The sequence below is a fragment of the Lentibacillus kimchii genome, assembly GCF_055381965.1.
This window is the reverse complement of sequence record NZ_AP043934.1, coordinates 1,950,633-1,975,025: the sequence shown is the minus strand read 5'-3', so window position 1 is coordinate 1,975,025 and position 24,393 is coordinate 1,950,633. Positions and strand designations below refer to the sequence as shown.

26 protein-coding genes and 1 tRNA gene are annotated in these 24,393 nt (G+C 44.3%); 18 read left to right on the top strand and 9 right to left on the bottom strand.

Annotation, left to right across the window (positions count from 1 at the left end; genetic code table 11):
• The first annotated feature begins 143 nt into the window (after positions 1 to 143).
• Complete coding sequence (locus tag ACZ444_RS10560; RefSeq protein WP_382357711.1) at positions 144 to 653, top strand: CotO family spore coat protein; 510 nt, start codon at positions 144 to 146, stop codon at positions 651 to 653.
• Positions 654 to 726: 73 nt separating this feature from the next.
• Here ACZ444_RS10560 and ACZ444_RS10555 read toward each other — a convergent pair whose 3' ends face one another.
• Positions 727 to 1,194 (bottom strand): CotY/CotZ family spore coat protein, encoded by a 468-nt coding sequence (locus tag ACZ444_RS10555; RefSeq protein WP_382357710.1) that lies wholly within the window; start codon positions 1,192 to 1,194, stop codon positions 727 to 729.
• A gap of 337 nt (positions 1,195 to 1,531) precedes the next feature.
• Here ACZ444_RS10555 and ACZ444_RS10550 point away from each other — a divergent pair, with 337 nt between their 5' ends.
• Positions 1,532 to 1,798, top strand: coding sequence for a hypothetical protein (locus ACZ444_RS10550; protein ID WP_382357709.1), 267 nt, complete (start codon positions 1,532 to 1,534; stop codon positions 1,796 to 1,798).
• Between the two features lie 71 nt (positions 1,799 to 1,869).
• Here ACZ444_RS10550 and ACZ444_RS10545 read toward each other — a convergent pair whose 3' ends face one another.
• The 4 genes from ACZ444_RS10545 to ACZ444_RS10530 form a co-directional block, all read right to left on the bottom strand.
• A complete protein-coding gene (locus tag ACZ444_RS10545) occupies positions 1,870 to 2,565 on the bottom strand; it encodes a DUF421 domain-containing protein (RefSeq protein ID WP_382357708.1) in 696 nt (231 codons plus the stop codon).
• A 377-nt stretch (positions 2,566 to 2,942) separates the two neighbouring features.
• Entirely contained in the window at positions 2,943 to 3,368 is a 426-nt protein-coding gene (locus ACZ444_RS10540) for a GNAT family N-acetyltransferase (protein ID WP_382357707.1), read from the bottom strand.
• A complete protein-coding gene (locus ACZ444_RS10535; protein ID WP_382357706.1) occupies positions 3,365 to 3,883 on the bottom strand; it encodes a YjcG family protein in 519 nt (172 codons plus the stop codon). The genes ACZ444_RS10540 and ACZ444_RS10535 overlap by 4 nt, the downstream gene beginning before the upstream one ends.
• A gap of 107 nt (positions 3,884 to 3,990) precedes the next feature.
• Positions 3,991 to 4,704 (bottom strand): alpha/beta hydrolase, encoded by a 714-nt coding sequence (locus tag ACZ444_RS10530; protein WP_382357705.1) that lies wholly within the window; start codon positions 4,702 to 4,704, stop codon positions 3,991 to 3,993.
• Positions 4,705 to 4,845: 141 nt separating this feature from the next.
• On the opposite strand from ACZ444_RS10530, the gene ACZ444_RS10525 reads away from it, so the two are divergent.
• The 3 genes from ACZ444_RS10525 (at position 4,846) to ACZ444_RS10515 (ending at position 6,623) form a co-directional block, all read left to right on the top strand.
• Positions 4,846 to 5,577, top strand: coding sequence for a DUF421 domain-containing protein (locus ACZ444_RS10525; protein WP_464433295.1), 732 nt, complete (start codon positions 4,846 to 4,848; stop codon positions 5,575 to 5,577).
• A gap of 117 nt (positions 5,578 to 5,694) precedes the next feature.
• Positions 5,695 to 5,856 (top strand): hypothetical protein, encoded by a 162-nt coding sequence (locus ACZ444_RS10520; protein WP_382357703.1) that lies wholly within the window; start codon positions 5,695 to 5,697, stop codon positions 5,854 to 5,856.
• Between the two features lie 167 nt (positions 5,857 to 6,023).
• Positions 6,024 to 6,623, top strand: a complete 600-nt coding sequence (locus tag ACZ444_RS10515) for a nitroreductase family protein (protein ID WP_382357702.1) — start codon at positions 6,024 to 6,026, stop codon at positions 6,621 to 6,623.
• A gap of 292 nt (positions 6,624 to 6,915) precedes the next feature.
• Here the strand turns inward: ACZ444_RS10515 and ACZ444_RS10510 are convergent.
• Positions 6,916 to 6,988: transfer RNA gene (locus ACZ444_RS10510), tRNA-Val, on the bottom strand.
• Positions 6,989 to 7,183: 195 nt separating this feature from the next.
• Here ACZ444_RS10510 and ACZ444_RS10505 point away from each other — a divergent pair.
• The gene (locus ACZ444_RS10505; protein WP_382357701.1) at positions 7,184 to 7,618 is read left to right on the top strand and encodes a universal stress protein; all 435 of its coding nucleotides are present in this window, start codon (positions 7,184 to 7,186) and stop codon (positions 7,616 to 7,618) included.
• A gap of 69 nt (positions 7,619 to 7,687) precedes the next feature.
• On the opposite strand, the gene ahpF is transcribed toward ACZ444_RS10505, so the two are convergent.
• Both ahpF and ahpC read right to left on the bottom strand, forming a co-directional pair.
• Complete coding sequence (ahpF, locus tag ACZ444_RS10500) at positions 7,688 to 9,247, bottom strand: alkyl hydroperoxide reductase subunit F (RefSeq protein ID WP_382357918.1); 1,560 nt, start codon at positions 9,245 to 9,247, stop codon at positions 7,688 to 7,690.
• An 11-nt stretch (positions 9,248 to 9,258) separates the two neighbouring features.
• The gene (gene ahpC / locus ACZ444_RS10495; RefSeq protein ID WP_382357700.1) at positions 9,259 to 9,825 is read right to left on the bottom strand and encodes an alkyl hydroperoxide reductase subunit C; all 567 of its coding nucleotides are present in this window, start codon (positions 9,823 to 9,825) and stop codon (positions 9,259 to 9,261) included.
• Positions 9,826 to 10,060: 235 nt separating this feature from the next.
• Here ahpC and ACZ444_RS10490 point away from each other — a divergent pair, with 235 nt between their 5' ends.
• The 9 genes from ACZ444_RS10490 (at position 10,061) to ACZ444_RS10450 (ending at position 17,870) form a co-directional block, all read left to right on the top strand.
• Positions 10,061 to 11,239, top strand: a complete 1,179-nt coding sequence (locus tag ACZ444_RS10490; RefSeq protein WP_382357699.1) for a hydroxymethylglutaryl-CoA synthase — start codon at positions 10,061 to 10,063, stop codon at positions 11,237 to 11,239.
• 244 nt (positions 11,240 to 11,483) lie between these two features.
• Positions 11,484 to 12,473 (top strand): NAD(P)H-quinone oxidoreductase, encoded by a 990-nt coding sequence (locus ACZ444_RS10485; protein WP_382357698.1) that lies wholly within the window; start codon positions 11,484 to 11,486, stop codon positions 12,471 to 12,473.
• A 74-nt stretch (positions 12,474 to 12,547) separates the two neighbouring features.
• The gene (locus tag ACZ444_RS10480) at positions 12,548 to 12,832 is read left to right on the top strand and encodes a WYL domain-containing protein (RefSeq protein WP_449280296.1); all 285 of its coding nucleotides are present in this window, start codon (positions 12,548 to 12,550) and stop codon (positions 12,830 to 12,832) included.
• A 229-nt stretch (positions 12,833 to 13,061) separates the two neighbouring features.
• A complete protein-coding gene (locus tag ACZ444_RS10475) occupies positions 13,062 to 13,844 on the top strand; it encodes a transporter substrate-binding domain-containing protein (protein WP_382357697.1) in 783 nt (260 codons plus the stop codon).
• A 117-nt stretch (positions 13,845 to 13,961) separates the two neighbouring features.
• The gene (locus ACZ444_RS10470; RefSeq protein WP_382357696.1) at positions 13,962 to 14,621 is read left to right on the top strand and encodes an amino acid ABC transporter permease; all 660 of its coding nucleotides are present in this window, start codon (positions 13,962 to 13,964) and stop codon (positions 14,619 to 14,621) included.
• Positions 14,621 to 15,343, top strand: a complete 723-nt coding sequence (locus ACZ444_RS10465; protein WP_382357695.1) for an amino acid ABC transporter ATP-binding protein — start codon at positions 14,621 to 14,623, stop codon at positions 15,341 to 15,343. Before ACZ444_RS10470 ends, ACZ444_RS10465 begins: the two co-directional genes overlap by 1 nt.
• Before the next feature lie 288 nt (positions 15,344 to 15,631).
• A complete protein-coding gene (ectA, locus tag ACZ444_RS10460) occupies positions 15,632 to 16,162 on the top strand; it encodes a diaminobutyrate acetyltransferase (RefSeq protein ID WP_382357694.1) in 531 nt (176 codons plus the stop codon).
• A gap of 1 nt (position 16,163) precedes the next feature.
• A complete protein-coding gene (gene ectB, locus ACZ444_RS10455) occupies positions 16,164 to 17,444 on the top strand; it encodes a diaminobutyrate--2-oxoglutarate transaminase (protein WP_382357693.1) in 1,281 nt (426 codons plus the stop codon).
• Positions 17,445 to 17,483: 39 nt separating this feature from the next.
• On the top strand, positions 17,484 to 17,870 hold the full coding sequence (locus ACZ444_RS10450; RefSeq protein ID WP_382357692.1) for an ectoine synthase: 387 nt from the start codon (positions 17,484 to 17,486) through the stop codon (positions 17,868 to 17,870).
• Positions 17,871 to 17,929: 59 nt separating this feature from the next.
• On the opposite strand, the gene ACZ444_RS10445 is transcribed toward ACZ444_RS10450, so the two are convergent.
• A complete protein-coding gene (locus tag ACZ444_RS10445; protein WP_382357691.1) occupies positions 17,930 to 18,787 on the bottom strand; it encodes a GNAT family N-acetyltransferase in 858 nt (285 codons plus the stop codon).
• Between the two features lie 158 nt (positions 18,788 to 18,945).
• Here ACZ444_RS10445 and metA point away from each other — a divergent pair, with 158 nt between their 5' ends.
• From metA to ACZ444_RS10430, 3 genes are all read left to right on the top strand, one after another.
• Complete coding sequence (gene metA, locus ACZ444_RS10440; RefSeq protein WP_382357690.1) at positions 18,946 to 19,863, top strand: homoserine O-acetyltransferase MetA; 918 nt, start codon at positions 18,946 to 18,948, stop codon at positions 19,861 to 19,863.
• A 160-nt stretch (positions 19,864 to 20,023) separates the two neighbouring features.
• Positions 20,024 to 21,223, top strand: coding sequence for an exonuclease SbcCD subunit D (locus ACZ444_RS10435; protein ID WP_382357689.1), 1,200 nt, complete (start codon positions 20,024 to 20,026; stop codon positions 21,221 to 21,223).
• A 22-nt stretch (positions 21,224 to 21,245) separates the two neighbouring features.
• The gene (locus tag ACZ444_RS10430; protein ID WP_382357688.1) at positions 21,246 to 24,338 is read left to right on the top strand and encodes an AAA family ATPase; all 3,093 of its coding nucleotides are present in this window, start codon (positions 21,246 to 21,248) and stop codon (positions 24,336 to 24,338) included.
• Positions 24,339 to 24,393: the final 55 nt, after the last annotated feature.

Here is a 24,393-nt window from a genome sequence, read left to right as displayed (position 1 = left end):
TCAGGCTTAATCAAGCTGCCCGGTGGCTGCTGATTAAGCCTGTATTATGTTTGAAAATAATGGATGCTATAAGCAGGCAGACACACAAAGAAAACAGTTCTCATATAATGGGGTGATGAATGGTTAAAAAGGAGCTGATAGCAATGGCTAAAAAAGAGGCGAGAAATCCATTACTTTATATTCAGCAGCCGGGTATCAAACCACCAGAAGCAACCATGCAAAGTCATTACAGGACCCCCAAAAAAGAGAATCAGACCGAGTCTAAAAAAGTTAAGACACACCCGTTTAGCCGAAATTATTTTGAACATAAACAAGACATATATGAAGAGGCGGAAGAGGCGGATGTTCAGAGGGCTGAGCCAAGCGGCGAATTCCTTGATGACAACGACCAGCCAATTGATGAGCCTGCAGAAGATCAAGCGCGCAAAAAGCGGTTCAGGGATATGGACTTGGAAGAACGGATCAATTATTTTCTGGTGACGCCTGACCATGTCCCGGCTATGCGGGCTGAAGTTAAAACAGAGGATCAGAACTATCGTGGAAAGATTGTGGATTATCAGGATGCGACCGTCTATATGCGTGTGGGAAGGCGGCCAAAGCTGACAGAAATCCCGTTTGATACAGTTACAGAAATTCGTTTGATTGGCTTCTAGTGTCCATTTAATATGTGAAAATAAAATAAATAAAAACGGCACTCACCATTGAGGTAAGTGCCGTTTTTATTCATTACCTGAACGCGTTAATTGCTGGCAGGCATGTGACATGGCAAAAGCAGTCTAGATCTACAGTGATGCAAATGCCTGTGGCACACAAATGCTTCGTATATTGGTGGATTGGATCATGCGGTGATTCATTGTCATCATGTGGGTCGCGCAATAGTTCAACGACGGCACAGCAATTTTCGTCGATCTTTTTGACGCGGAAGTAAAAACTTGATGTCATGTTACTGACGTCATTCGGATTCGCACCATAACCTTTAAACGGCTCGCAGCCATCCCCGCAATAGAGTATAACGGGTACTGTATCCAGGCCATTGTTGCCGCCACCTCCATCTGACTCACCAAGAAGATCGTTTATAGACTTTTCACAGCTGGTGGAGCAGCAATTCTCGACGACATCCTGCTGGGCATCCTCAATTTCTTTTAGTACATCGCAGACACAGTTACCTGAACGATGGTCTTTTCCACATCCCATGAACGATTACCCCTTTCATGTTTTATTGACTTGATGTCTCTAATAGAGTATGTGCGGATGGGTATATGGTGTGGGCACTTGTCTCACCAGCATAAAAATATTCGGGCGGAGGTCGATTCGTGAACGTAAAAGGTGGATGGATTCAGTTAGCGGCGGGAATATAAGTCTGTACATTCAGACTTATTTATGCATAGACTAATAGCAATCATCTCATTTGAACTTTGTGTTGAAGCAAAAAGTTAGATTTTTGCGTGAATAGTGGAATATTTTGTACGCACAACGGGTATAGATAAGTAAGAACACATTTGAGGATGTGCAGAAAGGGGGGGGACGGATTATGGGTTATATACTGCCAGTGAATCATGATCAGTATTATAATTATCAAAGGCGTTCCATCAGAGAAGAGCAGAATCCCTTCCACATCGAAAAGCCAGCCAGGATCATTCTGAAAAAACTTAATCGTCAGGATTGGCAGTGGCGTTCGGATACCTATAGAACAGACAACCAGACTGCTTTAGAATTGAGACGACCTGGTCTGCCTGAAGCTGCTGAATTATATGGCCAATTGACCGGTAAAGGCCGGGAATTTAATCAATCTGTATAGAGAAGAGCGAACAGCGGGAGAACAAGAGTTGCAGAAGGAGGGTGGTAACCGCAGACGCCCTTCTTTATGCATTAGGTGCTCTTTTGATCATGATAAAGCGTTACAAACAGTTTTTGCTGGTTATCCTGCCACTCAGCATAAAAAACGTCGTCAATGGCCTGAATGTTTTGCCTGTGCAATTCATTTTCCAGCCATGTTTTTGTTAATTTCGCTTCTTCTAGATTGTCCCACACGATTTCGCCATCACTAATGACTGTTCTGCCAATTTTTACAGGCGTTGGCGTGACATTGAGATCAGCATTCGTGGGTGTCTGATAATCCGGTTTTTTCAATACAGAAATCGTGCCGTCCACTTCAAGAACAGCATACTCCACTTCTTCAACTGAAAAGACATCTTTAGAACGCAGCAAGTGCTGCAATTCATTAAGATTCAGCCGATTTTTCTTCAGAATATCATGGATAAGGAGACCTTTATGGATAACGAGAGAAGGCCGGCCTTCCATGACCGCTCGTGACCCTTTGAATTTCAGGGTGGTCTTTTCTGTAATGTACAGCAATAATCCCCATAGAACGACTAAAAAGGCGATTTCAGTTATCCCGGAATTTTTGTCAAATAAGGCGTTGCCAACAAGTTCCCCCAAGATAATAGCTGAAATAAAATCAAATGGCGTCAGAGCGGAAATCTGCGTTTTACCAAGGGCTTTTACCAACACGAATAAGGCAAAGAAACCAAAAACGGTATCAACGAGCATCAATAAGTATTTCAAGAACATTACCTCCTTCTGTAGGTAGTGTAACCATGATGGCATATGTCATACAGGAAGTAGAGGTGGTATTTGTTCTTAAAAAAATAGGCTGGGACAAACGTGCGAACCACTTGCGTGACTGAACCGCTCCGGAAATAGACGTCACTTTCCGCGGGCGGCTGGTGAGCCTTCTCGTGCTCGTCGCGTTAAAAGCTTTTTCGATGTAGCCTACGCTCCTCGCAGGTTGCAGCTTATTCGGCGAAGCTTTGCGCTGCGCTTGGCGCGCTCCGGGGTTTCACCTATCCTTTGCTCCCGCAGGAATCTCCGTCTTTTCCTCCGCTGAATCGGAGTATTGTTCGACGCTTGAGTTAGTCGCTTTCGTTATGTCCCAGCCTCAGTTAGCTCAATTGTTTGGACATGGCAACATGCGGAATGCCCGCTTCCATGAATTCTTCCGATATTGCATGATAGCCCAGTCTCTTATAAAAATGAATCGCATGTGTCTGAGCATTTAGTTGTGCTTCAGTATAACCTGCATTCTTTATGATCGTTTCCATCGCCTGGATCATCTGCGTTCCGAGGGATTGTCCGCGCTGCTGTTTAAGAACACAGATTCGTTCCAATTTGCCCAGGCTGTCAGCAAATCGGACACGGCCCACGGCAACGGGGCTGCCAGCATCATAGCCGAGCAAATGGATGGCCTCTTCATCATAGGCATCGATTTCTTCATCTGCCGGCACTTGCTGCTCGTCAACGAATACCGTTGTGCGAACAGCGAAAGCTTGCTGTTTTTCTTCCGCTGTTTCCACTACTTTGACGTTCATACAAATTCCTTACCAAATATAAAGGATTCATGAACATTCCAAATGCCATTATCGAGCTGATAGACCAAATGGAAGCGGTCAATCTTATCGGTGAGCTGAATATCTTTCATGCTGAGACTGCCATAAACATCTGAATATTCATCCTGGGAAAGATCCTGCGCCATTGTAATATGCGGAACAAATGAATACGTACGATTGTCCGGGAATTTGCCTGATTGCATTTTTTCCGCTAAGTCATACAAAGGCTGAACCGGTTCAACTTTTAAATAGATTGTGTTGGTAACCGGGGCAAAGGTGCTCACCTTATTGACGGTTAAGTCAAACGGTTTGGTTTCATTCGCGATATACTTTAATTCGGTTATCAATTCTGTGATTTTAGCATCGTCAGTATCAAATGCTTCTTTTAAGGTGAGATGAGGCGGAATCAGTGTATAGTGCGGATCATAACGTTTTCTGTAAGCATTAATTTCATCTTGAACCGGTTTTGAAGGAAATATAACAATACCGTAGTGCATGAAAAAACCTCCTCATTGTAATAACTGTGTTGCGTATTTTATAAACAGTTATGCACCCTAATTATAACAAACATAAAATTAATCTAAAATTAAAATGCGGTAAAATTTTAAATAGGCCCTAATATATTGGCAAATGCTTGTCTTAAATCATGCTGCCAATAGCCCCATGTATGGCGGCCATTTTCCAGTTCATGATAGGTGTTATCAACATGGGAAGTCTGCAGCAGATTATGAAGTTCACGGTTAGATGTTAAGAAGTCCTTTATATCGCCGTCGGTTGTTTCAACAGCAGTTTCTTCCGTGCCAATGGAGTGGTAAACAGCAATACTGGAAATGGCTTTTGCAGTTTTGACAGCATCTAAAACTGACTGATCCACGTAGGGCGATTGCATGATCACCTTGCCAAACGTATGCGGATACGTCAGGGCTGTCATCAAAGCTTGAGATCCTCCCAGTGAGTCGCCAGCCAGTGTTCGTGCATGGGCCATATAGAGGGAAGGAAAGCTGTCATCAAGATATGGAACCACCTCAAGGGCAAGAAATTTTCTGTAAGCGCGGCTTTGCTGGCCTTGCGGATGGTATTTTTCCCGGCGGTCCCATTTGTCGCTGTAATGGATTCCGACTAAAATGGTACCAGTTATAGCACCTTGTTCCTGCAGTTCGTCACACCACGTTGCAGCTCGTCCCATCTGATAATAATCATTTCCGTCCTGCATAATACAGAACTGATATTTGTACAGCGGTGAAAAGGCTTCCGGCTGATATATTTTCAGAGTCATTGTTTCCTGCAGATACTGACTGTGGAGCTGTTTTTCGGTCATGGTTCCTTTGTGTCTGATAATGACCACCTCGCTTGAGTGTGATTTGGGTTAAAACGTGATCGACTCAAGTTTATCATGTTTGGCTTCGATGTGTGACCTTTTAATCACCGGATCTGCTGTCAAAGCAGCGATGTTATATTTTTGACAGTCAAGGCAAATACTAATGGCCAAAAACAAGGTGAGGTGAGGATTCAGATGCTTTGGCTGATTGGAAAAACCGTTTTTCTATATTTTATTGTCATTATTATTATTCGCTTATTGGGAAAGTCAGCATTTGCCCAATTAACTGCACATGATATGGCTGGCATTTTTTTTGTGATTACGATTGCGTCCGGGCCAATAGTCACTGATCATTTTGGCCATACAATAACGGCTCTGGTGACGGTCAGTCTTGTCCATATTGGTATTTCCAGGTTAATGCTGCTCAATCGTCTAAAAAAACTTTTTATTGGCGAACCGGCAATTGTGATTAAACATGGCAATCTGGTCAAGGAAAACTTACAACATTTTCATATCACGCTGTCTGAATTGTTATCCGAATTAAGGGAAAAAGGCTATCCTGATATCGCATCAATCGATTATGCGATTATTGAGCCGTATGGGGGTATAAGTATTGTGCCAAAGCAGGAAGTGAGACCTGTCACATCGGATCAGCTGAATCTTGCAGTAAGCTATCAGGGTCTTCCTATTACAGTGATCGTGGAAGGCAGCATTCAACAGCAAAATTTAACATTGATTAATCGAGATAAGCAGTGGCTGATGCATGAATTAGAAAAAGCGGGGTTTTCGGGTCCGGGAACTATATTCTACGGCGCTGTCCGGGAGTTCAATCATTCGCTGGTCATTGATGACGGAACAGGTGATACAGGTTAATAAGGGGTGAAAACCTGGAAAATGTGATGATTTTTTTAAATATGTGTGGAAATGACGTCTCCTAAGTTTTTTTGCGTTACATTATAATAGACACGGATTTAAAAGGAGGATACGCTCATGGAAACAGGCGGAAATGAAAAAGCACAGCGATTGCAGGGAATGCTGGAAGAAGCCTTAACCTCTGTAACTGAAAGATTAGACGTATTAGAGCAGGAAATCGCCTCTGTCCGAAAAGAACAGAAAGAACTGAAAGAAATGCTGGAACATAAGGAAGAATAGTGTATTGCCATATGCAAAAGACTGAGCCTGACTATCATCTGTGGGGAAGTTAGCGACACTTGAGCAGGATACTAACGAACTTTAGACTGATCCGGTAAAATTAAGACTGTTATGTCAATTATTGGAACAAGATGTCGAAATAAAAAGGCTTAGGGAGATGTTATAAAATGGTCAGCGATTTTTACCACGCTTTAACAACAAGACACTCATATTATGAATTGGATAAAAACATACAGATATCCGATGAAAAGATTCAAGAGATCGTTGAATTTGCTGTAGCGCATACACCGTCCGCTTTCAATTCCCAAACGGCCCGTCTGGTAGTTTTATTGGGAGATGAACATGATAAGTTATGGGCTATTACAACGGAAAGGCTAAAACGGGAAGTTGGCGATAACGATTTTTCGAACACCCAGAAGAAAATGGATGCTTTTCAAGCGGGTTATGGAACCGTGTTATTCTTTGAAGATCAATCGGTCGTTCAGCGCTTCCAGAATGATTTTGCACTGTATGCTGATAAATTTCCTATTTGGTCAAGTGAGGCATCCGGTATGCACCAGTTAGTGGTATGGACGGCACTTGAATCAGAAGGGCTGGGAGCATCCCTGCAGCATTATAACCCGCTTATTGATGATGAGGTGAAAGAAACATGGAACATTCCTGATCACTGGGCATTGCATGCGCAGATGCCATTTGGCAATCCCACATCTTCTGTGAGCAAGAAGGACATGCAGCCTATTGCAGATCGTGTGAAGGTTTATAAATAAGGCAGTATCTAAAATATGGTGTGATTTGCGTTATCTTTTGATGTCAATTAATACTGAGTCCTCCTTGGTTCTATCATGTCGGAGTCGACGCTTCGATATCCTGTAATACGATACCAAGGGGCTCATTTTTGTATTAAACCTCACATTTTTCCTTGCAGGAATGCTCCGCTAATTTTGATTCGTTTTAAGTTTGATAAGTCTCTGTCCCAGTCTTTTTTTACTAAGAGGGACTATCGTCATCTGCTTACAATAAAAACGCCTACACCCGTTGGGGCGCAAGCGTTCTGCGGTATGATTCCGAGTGGGCTCGAACCACCGACCTCATGCCTGTCAAGCATGCGCTCTCCCAGCTGAGCTACGGAATCGTATATGTATTAATTTGTCGACAGTTAATAATATAACTGATTTATGGTTAACTGTCAATGGTTTTCTTATTGCCCCCTCCTGATTGGAAATGTCTTGCAAAGTCAAAATAATTAATCTGCTTTATCATGTATTTTATGTTAATCTACTATTAGGAGGAAAGAAGTTCTTCCTAATCTGCTAGAGGAGGGATGCAGATGAAACGAAAAATTCTGGTTGCCTATGATGGTTCTGATTTAAGTCATGAAGCACTGAATGAGGCCAAACTGCAGGCAAAAGGCGTTCCCGAGACGGAGGTTTATGTACTTGCGGTGGTGACTCAGGCAGGACCGGCCACCAATGCAACAGCTGCAAGCAGCTTTGAAAAGGAAATTGCGGATAAGTTCCATACCAAAATGGAAAAGATCAAGAGCGATTTTGAACAAAGCAATATAACTGTGTATACGGATGTAACGATTGACGTTGACAAGCGTAACGCAGGTGAGCAAATTTGCTCGTACGCTCTTGAACATCAGGCTGACTTAATCATAGTTGGCAGCCGGGGGCTCGGAGACGTAAAAAAACTGTTTCTTGGCAGTGTAAGCAATCGTGTTGTGGAGCTGTCACAATGCCCGGTTCTGATTATAAAATAATGTGTCATTAAAAAAGCGGCGCTTAACTGCTCGGGGCAGTCAGGCGCCGCTTAAAATGTGTTCCAGCGTTTAACTGGCATTACTTGCAGTGGGTGTTGTGTTCCGGATCATATAATCAAATGCACCTAAAGCGGCTGTTGCACCGGAACCCATAGAAATGATGATCTGTTTATAGGTCGTGTCGGTGCAATCGCCGGCAGCAAAAATCCCAGGAACATTTGTCGCACCTTGTTTATCAACGGCAAGCTCACCGTACTGGTTTTTTTCAATTGAGTCATCAAGCCATTCAGTATTTGGCAACAGTCCGATCTGAACAAAAACACCTTCAACGTCCAACTGATGGGATTCCTCAGTTTCACGATCAACGTAAGTCAGACCATTGACTGTTTCGTCACCGGTGATTTCGGTTGTCTGTGCATTTTTAATCACGGACACATTCGACATGCTGTTCAAACGATCCTGGAGAACGGAATCAGCTTTTAATACTGACGAACGTTCAAGAAGCGTAACATGTTTAACGAGTCCGGCAAGATCAATGGCTGCCTCTACACCGGAATTGCCGCCGCCGATCACTGCAACAGGTTTTCCTTCAAATAAAGGCCCGTCACAGTGTGGACAGTAGGCAACACCCTTGTTTCTGAATGCTTCTTCACCAGGGACATCGATTTGACGCCAGCGGGCTCCTGTCGCCAGGATGGCCGTTTTGCTTTCGAGAACAGCGCCATTTTCCAGCTCAACCTCAATGAAGTTGTCTTTTCTTTCGAGACGTTTAGCATTTTGCTGAGCCATGACGTCCACCTTATAATCAGAAACATGGTTTTCAAGATTAGCAGCTAAGTTAGGGCCATCTGTCTGTTTAACGCTAATGAAGTTTTCAATCGTATTCGTATCGAGAACCTGGCCGCCAACACGATCGGTTAAGATGCCAGTGCGGATGCCTTTACGGGCAGCATAAATGGCAGCGCTGCCCCCAGCTGAGCCGCCGCCGACAACAAGCACATCGAAAGGATCCTTATCAGCAAACTCTGATGCGTCTGCACCACTTCCCAGTTTTGTCAGGATTTCTTCAAGTTCCATGCGGCCGCTGCCCCATTCTTCGCCGTTTAAGAAGATAGTCGGAACGCCCATGATGTTATTCTGGTCAACTTCATCCTGATAAGCTCCGCCTTCAATCATGGTATGCGAAATATTGGGGTTCAGCACACTCATAATATTTAACGCCTGAACAACAACCGGGCAATTATGGCAGCTGAGACTGACATACGTTTCAAAATGATAGGTGCCTTCCATGTTTTTGATCCGGTCAATAACGCTCTGCTCTTCTTTTGGAGAACGTCCGCTTGCCTGAATCAGCGCGAGTACAAGTGATGTGAATTCATGTCCAAAAGGGACGCCGGCAAATGTGATGCCAGTGTCCTCATCGGCACGATTAACGCTGAAACTAGGGGTTCTCTTCAGTGCTACTTTCTCGATTGTGATTCTGGAAGACATGGAAGACAGCTCGTCCACCAATTCCTGCATTTGTTTAGATACATCATCAGAACCGATGCTGACTTTTAGTACTAAATCGCCTTCTAGAAGCTGCAGATATTGCTCTAATTGTGATTTAATTTCAGCGTTTAGCATAATTATCGTACTCCTTAGATTTTACCTACGAGATCAAGGCTTGGTTCAAGCGTCTCGTCGCCTTCTTTCCATTTAGCTGGGCAAACTTCACCAGGGTTTTTCCGGACATATTGGGCAGCTTTGATTTTATCAATCAGCGTGCTCGCATCACGGCCGATGCCGTCAGCATTAATTTCCATAGTCTGAACAATACCATCCGGATCGATGATGAAGGTACCACGATCGGCAACGCCCTGATCTTCAATGAGAACATCGAAATTACGAGCGATTTGATGAGAAGGATCACCAATCATGGTGTATTCAATTTTGTTAATCGCTTCAGAATGATCATGCCATGCTTTGTGAACAAAATGGCTGTCAGTAGAAACAGAATAGACTTCTACGCCAAGTTCTTGCAGTTTAGCATATTGATCCTGCAAATCTTCAAGCTCAGTTGGGCAGACAAATGAGAAGTCCGCTGGATAAAAGCAAACAATACTCCAGTGCCCTTTTAGATTTTCTTCATTTACGTCGATAAAATCACTGCCTGGCTGATAAGCCTGAGCCTGGAATGGTTCTATTTCTTTGCCGATTAATGACATAGTATAGCCTCCTCAGTGTTGTTTGTAATTTTTATTACATAACTATTATTACATATATCTTAATTAATTTCAGCAGATGAAGCGTAAAATTTTGTGAACGGTGTCGACTATTAGGATTGACATAGACGTTTTAGTCTATACGTATTTAAAGTCAGTCGAAAATTGTTTAAGCTTTTGGCTACTATGTTATAATAAAATTATTTGCATCGAGTCTTAATGAAATAGGTGACGACTGTTGAAGATAGGAATTGATAAAGTTGGATTTTTTGCACCCCACTTATATTTGGATATGAGAAAATTGGCTGACAGCCGGGGGGTGGATCCGGATAAGTTTACGATCGGAATTGGTCAGGACAGAATGGCGATTGCTCCCATCACACAGGACGCGGTGACATTAGCTGCGAATGCCGCACTGAATATATTGACCGAAGCGGATAAACAGGCAATTGACTTTGTTATCTTTGGAACGGAGACGGGCGTTGATAATTCCAAGTCAGCAGCCGTTTATGTCCATGAACTGCTGGGACTCAATCCGTATGCCCGGGCGATTGAGGTGAAGCAGGCCTGCTACGGAGCAACAGCTGGTATTCAAATGGCTAAAGGGCATATTACACTGAATCCGGACAGTAAAGTGCTTGTGTTGGGGTCTGACATTGCACGATACGGCTTAAACACTGCAGGTGAGGCGACACAGGGAGCTGGCGCAGCAGCTATGCTGATCAGTGCTGACCCGCATATCCTGGCGCTGGAAGATGAGAGTGTCTACTTCACGTCTGACATTATGGATTTCTGGCGTCCGCTATATTCGGATAATGCTTTTGCAGATGGTAAATTGTCCAATGAGCAATACATAGCCTTCTTTTCGACTGTATGGGAAAAATACAGGGCAAAGACAGGGGTGACCCTGAATGATTTTGCTGCGATGTGCTATCATTTGCCATATACAAAACTGGGATACAAAGCCCTGAAAACGATTTTGGATGAGGTGTCCGAAGAAAAGCAGGAACAGCTGCTAGCCCGTTATGAGCAAAGCACTCGTTACAACCGGAATATCGGTAATATTTATACGGGGGCATTATATTTGAGTTTGTTGTCGTTGCTTGAGAACACAGATAATCTGCAAGCGGGTGACCGGATTGGCATGTTCAGTTATGGTTCAGGGGCTGTCGGTGAATTTTTTGCTGGTATACTGCAGCCTGGCTATCAGGATCATTTGTACACACAACAGCATCAGCAGCTGTTTTCCAGCCGATCTGAAGTGACGATTCCGGAATATGAGTCAATTTTTGAAAAGACACTCCCAAAAGACGGGTCAACAGTTGAACTGCCTGTCGCTAACGATCCCGCTGTGATTTGTCTGGCCGGTGTGGCTGAGGATAAACGGCACTATATTAATAAAGAGTCTGAACGTTAACGAACCGAGCGCGACTCATTTTATTTGTGTGCAGGAGACATGCTAATAATGGATGATATAATGAAAGCAACTGACCTGAAAACAAAACAATTTGATAAAGCATTGGATGATATCCTGGATTTGTTTAACAATTGCGTCCTGTATGACGGAGGATCGTGACGAATGATTATACAGGCTGTTCGCTTGTTTTCCCGGATAACGATCGTTAAACTGCAGTTATCGAGACAGGTCAGGAGGGGTCATGTTGAAAAGTGTTATCGTTAAGCAGAAGGAAGACGGAAATATATTGGCAACGACTGACAACCCGGCACCGGAAATGGGACCGGAGGATTTACTGGTTAAGGTGCATCATGCAGCAGTGAATCGGACCGATATCCTGAACAAAAAAGGGAAGGTAAATTACGCAGTCAATCCCATTTTGGGTGTCGAAGCTGCAGGAACGGTTGTCGATGCAAATGGCAGCCGGTCATTCTCTGAAGGTGACAGGGTGATGGGGCTTGTCAATGGCGGCGGATATGCCGAATATGCCGTGATGCCGGCTGATCGCGCGATGCCCATTCCTCAATCATTATCGTTTGCTGAAGCAGCTGCCATTCCGGAAGTTTTTCTCACAGCTTATCAAACACTGTTCTGGATTGCTGAATTAAAGTACCAGGAGACGGTCTTAATTCATGCAGGTGCCAGTGGTGTCGGGACTGCTGCTATTCAATTAGCTAAACAACTTCGTGATGCGCAGGTGATTGTGACAGCTGGTTCAGAGGAAAAACTGCAATTTTGCCGCGAACTTGGCGCAGATGTCCTGATTAATTATAAGGAACAATCATTTGCGGATGCTGTACAGGAAGCAACCAACGCACAAGGCGTGGATGTGATTCTTGATTTCGTCGGTGCCCGCTACTGGGACAAGAACCTGGCAAGCATTAAAGAAGGCGGCCGCTGGGTATTGATTGGTGTTCTCGGTGGCAGCGAGCTGTCAAGTGCCGATTTAATGCCGCTTATGTCTAAATACGTTCAGCTTACGGGGACGTTGCTGACGCCGAGAAGTGATGCTTATAAGGCTGAACTGAGCAAGGAATTTACCAGAGTGGTGACAAATGAGCTTGAGCGGGGCAGCATTCGCCCGGTTATTGACCGCATTTTTCCAATTGATGAGGCGAATGAAGCTCACGAGTATATGGAAACCAACAGCAATATCGGAAAGATCATTCTTGAGGTGATTTCCGGAGAAGCTTAACAGCACTTAGCGTTTAAAAAACCTTAAGGCCTGTGCGGCAGGTCTTAAGGTTTTTTATAATGATATGAGAACATATGTTTGATAACAGCTGGCGGTCATGTTACTTTGGGATCAAATGTTCTTGTGTAAAGGTGATGCTTATGAATCGTTTGCTGCAAAGGGCCGTACAAACTGGAAATAAGTTCGAAATCATTTATCTTGATGCCCGCAATCACGTGAGTCAGCGAATCATCCGTGTGCACGGCGTTCAAGGGACAGCAGTCACGGCGTTCTGTTTCACACGACGGCGAATCAGAACGTTCAAACAGGACAGAATTTTATCGATCAGACCTATCAGACATTGGGCTTATGGTGCATAAACTTATGGAAAAAGACAATTTTTACGACAGCAGCTTTTTATCTTTAATTTGATACCTGTCTCTCTCCTCTGCTATAGTACGTTCCTTTATCACTATTAAAAGTGATTGGCATGTTAACGCCCAGCCAATCATACGCTTGTATCAATATGCCAAAACATGCTGACAGGACACTGCAGGACATTTAATATAGTTTATTTGCGCGCGTAAATAAATGCATAGGAGGGCTTTTTTGTTAAAACAAGGACGCAAATGGCTCATTGCTGGTGTTGCAGGTATCGGGCTGATTAGCTTGCTGGGTGCTTGTGGTTCTGACGACTCGGAAGCTTCTGGTGAATTGAAGGACACGTATACAGTGGCCACTGACTCCTCGTTTGTTCCTTTTGAATTTGAAGAGGACGGTGAGTATGTCGGGTTTGATATCGATTTAATTAATGCTGTCGCTGATGAGGTCGGATTTGATATTGAATTGGAAGTAACGAATTTTGATGGTATCATTCCAGGTCTGCAGACAGGCTCGTTTGATATGGCGGTTGCCGGCATCGGGATCACTGACGAGCGCAAGAAGAAGATTGATTACAGTGACCCATATTATGAATCAGGTCTGGCTATTGGTGTGGCAGCTGACAATGAGTCGATTAATGGTCTTGGCGATCTTGAAGGTAAATCAATTGCGACACGCCTTGGTTCGACAAGTGCGGACTTTATCAAAAGCAGTATTGATGATGCTGATCCCCAGCAATATGAACAGCTGGACCAGGCCTATTTGTCTGTAGAAAACGGTCGTGATGATGCCGTTCTGTATGATGCTCCAAACGTTAATTATTATATTCAGACAACAGGCGACGATCTAAAAGTTGTCGGTGACTTATATCAAGCTGAAGATTATGCTATTGCAATATCTGAAGGACAGGAAAAGCTAGTGACTGCTGTTAATGACGCCCTGGAAACAATAAAGGAGAACGGTACTTATGATGAGATTTACGAAGAGTGGTTTGGCAAAAGTCCTGAATAAATAAGTGAAAACGTGTTTTTAAAACTGGAGCAAACTAAGACTTATCCCCCGCGCAGGAAGTAGTGATAGGTCTTAGTTTTTCTTATTTTGAAGCAAATTTTCAGAAGAGGTGGTCACATGATAGGAAGATTCAACTGGGCCGGGGTGGTTGATTTTTTACCGCAGCTGCTGACCGGACTGCTGTATACATTACTGATATCTGTTGTTGGCCTTGTTATCGGATTTATATTAGGCGGTTTATTTGGAATGGGACGGATTGCGGCTAACAAGTTCGTACGGAGTGTTTCGGTCGTGTTCATCGAAGTGATACGCGGAACGCCTGTTCTTGTTCAGGCTATTTGGATTTACTACGCTCTGCCGCTCATTATTGGTTTTGAGTTAGGTTCTGTTACAGCCGGTATTATTGTTATTGCACTGAATTCAGGTGCCTATATTGCAGAAATTGTGCGCGGTGCTGTGCAGTCGATTGATCCTGGTCAAATGGAGGCGGGACGTTCACTCGGACTTAATCATGGCCAGGCAATGCGTCATATTATCTGGCCACAGGCATTCAAGCGAATGATTCCTCCCCTTGGGAACCAGTTCATCATTAGTATTAAGGATACCTCACTTCTTTCAGTTATTCTTGTTCCAGAGCTGATTTTTCAGGGGCGTCTGATTGCCGCCAACCATTTTAATGCGGTGGAAATTTATACAACGGTAGCTGTCTTCTACCTAGCGGTTACACTGACATTGTCTTTTATTTTACAGCGAACTGAAAGGAGACTGGATATCTAATGATTCAGGTTACTGATCTGCATAAATCATTCGGGAACACTGACGTTTTAAAGGGAATTAATTGCGGGATTGATCCGTCAGAAGTTGTCTGTGTGATCGGCCCAAGTGGATCCGGGAAAAGCACATTTCTGCGCTGTTTAAATTTGCTGGAGTCCATTACGGCTGGTGAGGTTGTAGTAGATGGGCGCAGTTTGGCGGATCCGGCAACCGACATTAATCACGTCCGGGCTGAAGTGGGGATGGTTTTTCAGCAATTCAATCTTTTTCCGCATAAAAAAGTGATTGAAAATCTGATGCTTGCGCCTGTAAAAATACGCAAAATCAGTGAAAAAGAAGCACGTGAAAGGTGTCTGACGTTGCTGGAGAAGGTTGGTCTGGCCGACAAAGCTGACCAATATCCACAGCAATTGTCCGGCGGCCAGCAGCAGCGGGTTGCTATTGCAAGAGCATTGGCAATGGAGCCGAAAATGATGCTGTTTGATGAACCAACATCTGCATTGGATCCTGAATTAGTTGGTGAAGTGCTGGCTGTGATGAAACAGCTGGCAAACGAAGGTATGACGATGTTTGTTGTCACCCATGAAATGGGATTTGCCCGGGAAGTAGGTGACCGGGTCCTGTTTATGGACGATGGCATGATCGTTGAAGAGGGTATACCAGAAAAGATTTTTTCTGATCCGCAGTTAGAACGCACACAGGAATTTTTAAATAAAATTTTATAGCAATAGATGCTGAATTCGCCAAATAATGCTTGCTGCCAGTCTTCATGAAGATTGCCTGAGCAATGTGGCATCCTGCTGAAATTGAAAACGTCCGTTTATTTCCAACAATATGGGAGCATTTTTTACCTTAAGCCACTTATGTGCTCTTAGTGATAAGCCATTATGTTTAAACAACCGTCATGCTGATTAAACAGCTTTGACGCCTGCCGCTTTTTTGTTTATTCTTAATAGGAATGCTTTTTCAAAAAATTTGGAGGTGGAAGCATCTTAAACAGTAGTGATCAAGGCATGACTGTTACGAAGGAAAAGGAAGTGGATTTGGGTTTTCGCAAGCCCAGCAAGGAAGATGGAGCAAGCGTCTGGGAACTTATTAATCAGACGGGAGTTCTGGATCTTAATTCTTCCTACAGTTACCTCATGTGGTGCGAAATTTTTTCGGAGACATCTGTGGTGGTGGAACGTGATGAGAAGATTGTGGGCTTTATTTCGGGGTTTATTCATCCCGATGAGCCGGAGACATTATTCATCTGGCAAGTTGCTGTAGATGAATCGGAACGCGGCAGCGGCCTGGCTACACGCATGCTGTACCAGCTGCTTAAACGCGAAGGATGTGAAGAGGTCAATCACGTCGAGGCAACGGTCTCACCGTCGAACATCGCTTCTCAGCAGCTGTTTAAAGGACTTGCGAAAAAACTGCGTACCAAATGTTTAATTCATGACTACTTTACAGCCAATGATTTTCCGCGAGAAGGTCATGAGGATGAACGCTTGTTTAAGATCGGACCAATTCAAAAAGACAAAATAGAAGTGGAAGGGTGAAATGGTGACAACAACAGTAACTGAAACTGACAAAATGAAGTCGTTTGAAGAACTGGAGTCAACCGTCAGAAGTTACAGCCGGGGCTGGCCGACTGTTTTTGCAAAAGCGAAAGGCTATAAAATCTGGGATACAGACGATAACGAGTATATTGATTTTTTCGCAGGTGCTGGTGTCCTGAACTATGGACATAACGATGACAGCATGCAGGAAAAAATGATTGACTATATTCGAAATAACGGTATTCTTCATAGTCTTGATATGGGATCAACATCACGGAAGGAATTCCTGGAACGATTCAAGGAGGTTATTCTTGAACCCCGGAATCTTGACTATAAAGTTATGTTTCCCGGACCGACCGGAACGAATTCGGTGGAAAGTGCCCTAAAAATTGCCCGGAAAGTGACAGGGCGCGATACGGTCATCAGCTTTACAAACGCATTTCACGGTATGACGATTGGTTCGTTGTCTGTGACGGCCAATTCGTTTAAGCGCCACGGCGCCGGTATTCCGTTGCACCATGCTGTATCGATGCCCTTTGATAATTATATGGAAGATCAGGACTCAATCGCTTATCTGGAGCGGTTTTTGGAAGATGGGGGGAGCGGTGTAGCTCTTCCAGCAGCTATCATTCTGGAAACAGTCCAGGGTGAAGGCGGTATTAATGCGGCAAGAATGGACTGGTTGAAAAAAGTTGAAGAACTTTGTAAACGCTGGGACATATTGCTGATTATTGATGATGTTCAGGCAGGGTGCGGCCGAACAGGCACATTCTTCAGTTTTGAACCGGCCGGCATTGACCCGGACATTGTCTGCTTATCAAAATCAATTGGCGGTGCCGGTTTGCCAATGGCTCTGACACTGATCAAGCCAGAATTTGATCAATGGGGCCCTGGCGAGCATAATGGTACATTCCGCGGCAACAATCTGGCGTTCATCGGTGCCATTGAGGCTCTCGATTACTGGAAGACAGATGACTTCAGCCATGCAATTAAGGAAAAAGGATCTAGCCTGCACAAGGGAATTCAAGCGATTATTGACAAGTATCCTGAACTTAAAGCAACGCATCGCGGAAGAGGTCTTATGCAGGGGATCGCTGTTGCAAAGCCTGAACTGACGGATGTCATTTGTTCTGAAGCATTTCAGCGCGGTCTGATTATTGAAACGTCCGGGCCGCAGGATGAGGTTATTAAATTCCTCCCTCCGCTAATCATAGACGAAAAGGGTCTTCAGCAGGGTCTGAGCATCTTAGATGAGAGCATTAAAGCAGCCCTGAACCCATAAATACAGCAGGTGAAATCGAACTAAAGGAGGCACTATTAAATGATTGTCAAATCACTGAATGATTTGGTTGGCACCGATGATGAAACGTCTGATGAAAACTGGTCAAGCCGCCGGTTCATACTGAAACAAGACGGTGTCGGCTTCAGTATGAATGATACAATTATTAAAGCGGGCACTGAAAATTATTTCTGGTATAAGAATCACATCGAAGCGGTTTATTGTATTGAAGGCGAGGGCACAATCGAAAAGGTGCAGACTGGTGATGTTTATGACATTAAGCCAGGCACGATGTATCTTTTAGATGAACACGATAAGCATATTTTGCGTGCAACGTCGCAAATGCGTATGATCTGTGTGTTTAATCCGCCACTAGTCGGAAGAGAAACACATAATGAAGAAGGCTATTACCCGTTGTTAACGGAGTAAACGATAAGCTTCCAAAGGCCGGAGCAGTTTAATACTGCTCCGGGCTTTTTTTGTTCAGGCTATGTTACAGGCATACCATGTAAGATCCACGGTGCAGATAATTGGAATGGATGATTGTCCGGGAGCGTCTGAATGTTATCCTTCGTTAAATCTATCCATATGTAGGCAGTTTCATTTGTGTGCTGTTTCAGCTTCACATAGTCATGCCTGATTGTTTCCCACAAGCCTGGCTGAGAAGTGACATCCCGCCACGGGTAAACGACATGTAACAGATGATATTTTTTACGATCGTATTTTGTGATCACAAACCGTGTGCGATCATCGTTCTCATAAAAAGACCATTGGTTTAGGATATCATTTGAAAATAAATCGTCTGATGCGGGAAACGGATAAAAGCATTCATATGGAAAAATCGCTCCGGTTTGGATGTAAAGCTTGTCAATCCATTCGCGTTTGCGCGCTAAACGTGTGATAGGCTGCCAGGAATGAGAGCCTGATTCCAGAACGGTTGTATCCTCTGCCGTTGCACCATACAGCGGTAGGTATGGTGCCAGATTAAGGCGTTTTAATAGACGCCGGGCCGGTACATTATCTTCCTCTGTATTTGCTCCGATCCACCGAATGCCGGAAAGTTTCTGTGCCTCCTTCAAAACATAAGTTACTAATTCGGTCGCATAGCCGTTTCCACTGAATCGCTGGTCACTTCTTAGCCGTCCGAGCATTGCATAATGCTTGGCATAAATGGAATAGCCGCACAGGACGATCATTCGGCCATCTAGGAATAAACCGTATAAGCGATTGTCGCCTGTCGTAAGATCAGCAAAGATAGATGAAATATAGTCAGAATCCATACCGGTTTCCATAGCATCAAAGTATGAAAAATCGTTACTGCTTAGCAGGCGGATATCTTTGATCAAAGTGTCACACCCCTTTCTAATGACAGGTTACCATGCTTGATATGCCTGGAAAACTTGTTCGATTGTTTAATAAATATTCTGTGAAATGATTGTGATTTTCACCATCTGCTTTTATAATGGAAAGAACTTAATCGTGTAAATTAAAGGAGTGGTGACGGTTGCCGATCAATGTTTCAAAAGAATTGCCTGCGAGTGACGCATTAAAGCAGGAAAATATCTTTGTTATGGATGAAGACAGGGCTCAGACGCAGGATATCCGCCCTCTTAATATATTAATTTTAAATCTTATGCCGGAAAAAGAACGCACGGAACTGCAACTGCTCCGTTTGCTGGGCAATACACCGCTGCAGGTTAATATCTGTTTTCTGCAAACGGCAACACACCAGCCGACACATACAAGCGCCTATCATTTGGATAATTTTTATACGACATTTAACGATATAAAAACGCAACGGTTTGACGGATTGATCATTACAGGTGCTCCAGTGGAACAATTAGCCTTTGAAGATGTTACTTATTGGAATGAGCTCACAACAATTATGGACTGGGCCGAAAACAATGTAACGTCTGTCCTGCATATTTGCTGGGGTGCCCAGGCAAGTCTGTATTATCATTATGGCATTAGCAAATATGATCTGCCCGAGAAGTATGTTGGTATTTATAAGCACTATGTTCAAGATACGCGTGTGAAACTTATGCATGGCTTTGATGATATTTTCCATGCCCCACATTCACGATTTACCGGGGTGTCCAAACAAGCTGTTGAAGCCCATACCAATTTGACATTACTGGCAGCGTCTGAGGATGGGGCACCGTTTATCATCATATCTGACGATGCCCAAAACATTATGGTCACGGGTCATCTGGAGTATGATGCGACCACGCTTCGTGAGGAATATGAACGTGACCGGGCAAAAGGGGCAGCGACGCCATTGCCGGAAAATTATTTTCCCAATGATAATATAAATGAACAACCGCCGCATATGTGGCGTTCACACAGCCATTTATTATTCGCCAACTGGTTAAATTATTATGTTTATCAGGAAACGCCTTATGAATGGCATCAGAAAACGTGAAGTGACACTGCAGACCTTGTTTCAGGGTTTGCAGCTTTTTAATATAGACAAGTGCGAAAGATGATACCGTGGTTGCATATTATTTTTCACTTATTCACACGAGCAATGCTTTTTGTACTATAATAGATGATAAGAATGATTGATCGGAGGAGACAAGCCTATGAAACTATTCCATACGGCGGACTGGCATTTGGGTAAGCTCGTCCAGGGCGTGTACATGACAGGGGACCAGCGTTATGTGCTGGATCAGCTGTTGCAGGCCATTAAAGATGAAAAGCCTGATGCTGTGATTGTTGCTGGTGATTTATATGATCGTGCTGTACCGCCGACTGAAGCGGTGCATCTGCTGGATGATGTTTTAAGCAAAATTGTTCTTGACTTAGAAACACCTGTCCTGGCAGTGGCAGGCAATCATGACAGTCCGAGCCGTCTCAACTTCGGAACCACGATTATGAAACAGCATGGATTGCATATAGCAGGAACATTTACCGGAATTCCGGATCCCGTTAGTTTAAACGATGAACATGGACCGGTTCACTTCCATCTGATGCCCTACTGTGATCCGAGTATTGTCCGCACAAACCTGGAGGACGAAAGCATCCGTACCCATAACGACGCAACGGCGCGGGTTGTAAATGATCTCCAAGCGCAAATGGATCCAAATGCACGTCATGTTTACGTAGGCCACGCGTTTGTCACCCCCTACGGCGAGGAAGAAGAGAATACGAGTGATTCTGAGCGGCCGCTTTCAATTGGCGGAGCTGAGTACGTGGCTTCGCGTCTCTTTGCACCTTTTGATTATACAGCGCTTGGCCACTTGCACCATGCGCATCATGTTGCTCATGAAACGGTGCGGTATTCGGGTTCGATTCTCAAATATTCTATCTCTGAGGAGAATCAGTCAAAAGGTTTTTCCATTGTGGAGCTGGATGCTGACGGTCAGGTATCAATCGACAAACGCACCTTTATACCCGAGCGCGAGATGCGAACCGTTGAGGCGACGATGGATAACTTGCTGATGCATCCAGTTAATGATGACTATGTATTTGTCCGGCTGCTGGATCAGGCGCCTGTTCTATCACCTATGGAACGGATTAGATCTGTTTATCCCAATGCCATGCATGTGGAACGGAAAAACGACGGCTTTTCTGCGGTGACGGCAGATCAGCAACCGTCAGTGAACCGCAGCGATATGAGCACTGTGGATCTTTTTAGATCTTTTTATAAAGAAGTGAAAGGAACCGATGCCGGTGAGGAGACAGAAGCTATTTTTAAAGAAGCTTTAGACGACTTGCTGCAGACTGAAGATGATACCGGAATAGTCGGTCATTCTAACGAAAGGCTGACGGAGCAGACTTGACACAGAAAAGGGGAGACGCCGCTTGAAACCACTGACATTAACCATGACGGCATTCGGTCCGTATAAATCAACCGAAACCGTTGATTTCACTCAACTTAATCAGCATCGTCTGTTCATTATTTCAGGGAATACCGGTGCAGGCAAGACAACCATTTTTGATGGTATCTGTTTTGCTTTGTATGGAAGCGCCAGCGGATCGGACCGGGAAGATTATCGGATGCTCCGCAGTGATTTTGCTGATGATGATACACATACATCTGTTGAATTGACATTTTCCTTAAATGGTCACTATTATCGTATCCTGCGCCAGCTGGGGCATGTGAAGCAGGGCAATAAAACGCGGACTGGTGAGCGGTATGAGTTTTATGAACAAGTGGACGGAGCAGAATTCCCCTGTGTTGATCGGCAGATGGTCTCCGAAATCAATCAAAAAGTTGAAACACTTATTGGGCTTTCTCAGGATCAGTTCAAACAGATTGTCATGCTCCCACAAGGTGAATTCCGCAAACTATTAACCTCCGAAACAGAAAACAAAGAAGCTATTTTACGGCGGATTTTTAAAACGGAATCATATCAGCAATTAAACGACCGGCTTAAACAGAAAAAAGACACTATCCAGCAGACATTCTTGCAGGAAAAACAAATGCGCGATCATTATATTCAGACGATTTCTGCTTCACTGCCACAACGAGACAATTCGTTGCTGTTTCAGGTGCTCGCTGAGACGTATTATAATGTCAATCAGATCGTGGAGGGTCTGGATGAAGAGATTCAATTTTACCAGTATCAGATGGCAGCTGATCAGAAAAGGTACGAACAAGCCTATACAGCTCATCATAAGAAACAATCTGAATACCATACTGCAAAGGCCTTGAACGACCGCTTTCAGGAGCTGGAGCAGAAAAAAGCTGAACTGGCCGAATTGCAAGAGCAAACTTCAGCTATGAAAGTTCAGGAACAGAAACTTGAAGCGGCGGAGAAGGCCAGCCATCTCGAGCCATATGAAAAACAAACTGCTGACTGGCGGAAAGACGAGCAGGACAAGATGCAGGCTCTTGAACAGGCCCAGACTCGGAGTCAACAGGCTGAAACGCAGTTGGAACAAGCCAGGACTGTTTATAACCGTGAGGCAGACAACGAGACAAAACGCGAGGAAGTACGCAAGAAGCTGGACCGGCTGCAGGAGTTTTTGCCTGTGGTTCAGGAAATTGATGAGCGCAAACAGCAAGTGGAACGTTTGAAAAAGCAGGCCCAGCAGGCATCTGCTGACTTAGACCAGATGACCAAACAGGTGGAAGCAAAAAATTTATCAATTGAAAACGTGACGAAAACCATTCAAGAGATGGATCAGGCAGTCAGTCAATTACCGGAAAAACAGCAAGCATTGAACGATAAGCGCGATCAAATAAAGCTCGTTATGCAGTTTCTCGACTTGGAACAAACTCAGGCACAGCTGGACCGGGATGTGAAAACCTGCGAAGCTGCTTATCGTCATAAGAAAGAGCAGTATAACCGGCTGGAACAGGATTGGATGCACAATCAGGCGAGCGTTCTGGCTGCCCAGCTCCATGATGGTGAGGCATGTCCTGTGTGCGGCAGTCTTGAGCACCCGAATAAAGCGGACGGAAAAGGGGGAGCTGTGACCCAGGAGAAGCTCACTGCTTTGAAGCAGGAACTGGATAATCAAGACCGTGCATATCGTGACGCTGTAACCACGCAAAAATCCAACAGGATGCAGCTTGAGGACAAGCAGGAGACGCTCCAGCAATACCACATTCAGCCAGAAAATGCTTCTTCGGTGAAAGATACGCTGGAAACACAGGGGAAGCAGCTGAAACAGGACGTCGATGAACGTCTCAAGCAACAGGAAAAACTTCAGCAGGCTAAACAAACTTATACGAACGAAATTGAAGCAAAAAAACAGTTAGAGACAAAAAAAGAAGAGCTGGATAAATACCGGCAGGAACAAGAGACAGCCTATGAAAAGAAGAAGACTGCCTATGAAGAACAGATTAGCCGCATTCCCGAAGAAGTTCGTGTGTTATCGGAGCTGCAAAGACAAATTAATGAGCTAACGGCGCAGCAAACACGTTTGGAAAAAGCCTGGGAAGATGCACAGACACAGCTCCAGCAGGCAAAGGATGACGCGACAAAAGCAGCAGCTAATCTGACACATACGCAGTCGCAGCTCACAGAAACACAGCGCAGGCGGGAACAAGCGGAAACAGCTTTTCACACAGCCGTTGCGGATGCCGGTTTTGCATCTGAAGACACGTACCAAAAGGCTAAACTTTCAGAAGCTGACCGTTCAGAGTTAAAAACATCGATTCAGCAATTTAACGAAAAATTGTCAGCACTGAAACAAGTCGTCAGTGATTTGCAGGAGTCACTAAAAGGCAAACAAAAAGCCGATTTAGCTGTCATACAAACAGCGCTTGAGCAATGGAAAGAGGCCTATGAATCAGCGTTGAAGCAATTAAACATGTCCAAAGGCTATCATGAGGAAGCTGTGGATTTGCGAACACATATTGCAGAGACACATGAGCAGGTCGCTGCACGTGAGAAAGAATTGGCCACCGTCACGGATTTATATGATATACTGCGGGGACAAAACGAGGAAAAAATTTCATTTGAACGCTATTTGCAAATCGAATATCTGGAGCGGATCATTAAAGCAGCTAACGGGCGACTGAAAGGGCTGACAAACGGTCAATTTCAGTTGATGCGCAGTGACCGTCAGGAAACCCATGGCAGACAAAGTGGTCTCGCACTCGATATCTATGATGCTTATACAGGACAGACACGTGATGTCAAGACCTTATCAGGCGGTGAGAAGTTTAATGCCTCCTTATGTCTGGCACTGGGTATGTCGGATGTTATCCAGAGTTTTCAAGGAAGTGTTTCGATTGAAACGATGTTTATCGATGAAGGGTTTGGCTCGCTCGATGACGAATCGCTGAATAAAGCGATTGAAACATTAATTGATCTGCAGAGATCTGGTCGAATTATTGGTGTGATTTCCCATGTTGAGGATTTGAAAACCATGTTTCCTGCACGCCTGGATGTACTCAAAACGAAAGAAGGCTACAGCCGGACCGCGATCACGGTGACATAGCATGGTGTTACTTTTGCAGTCTTGTGCGAAAAAGCGATCATGATCTCATTCCGGC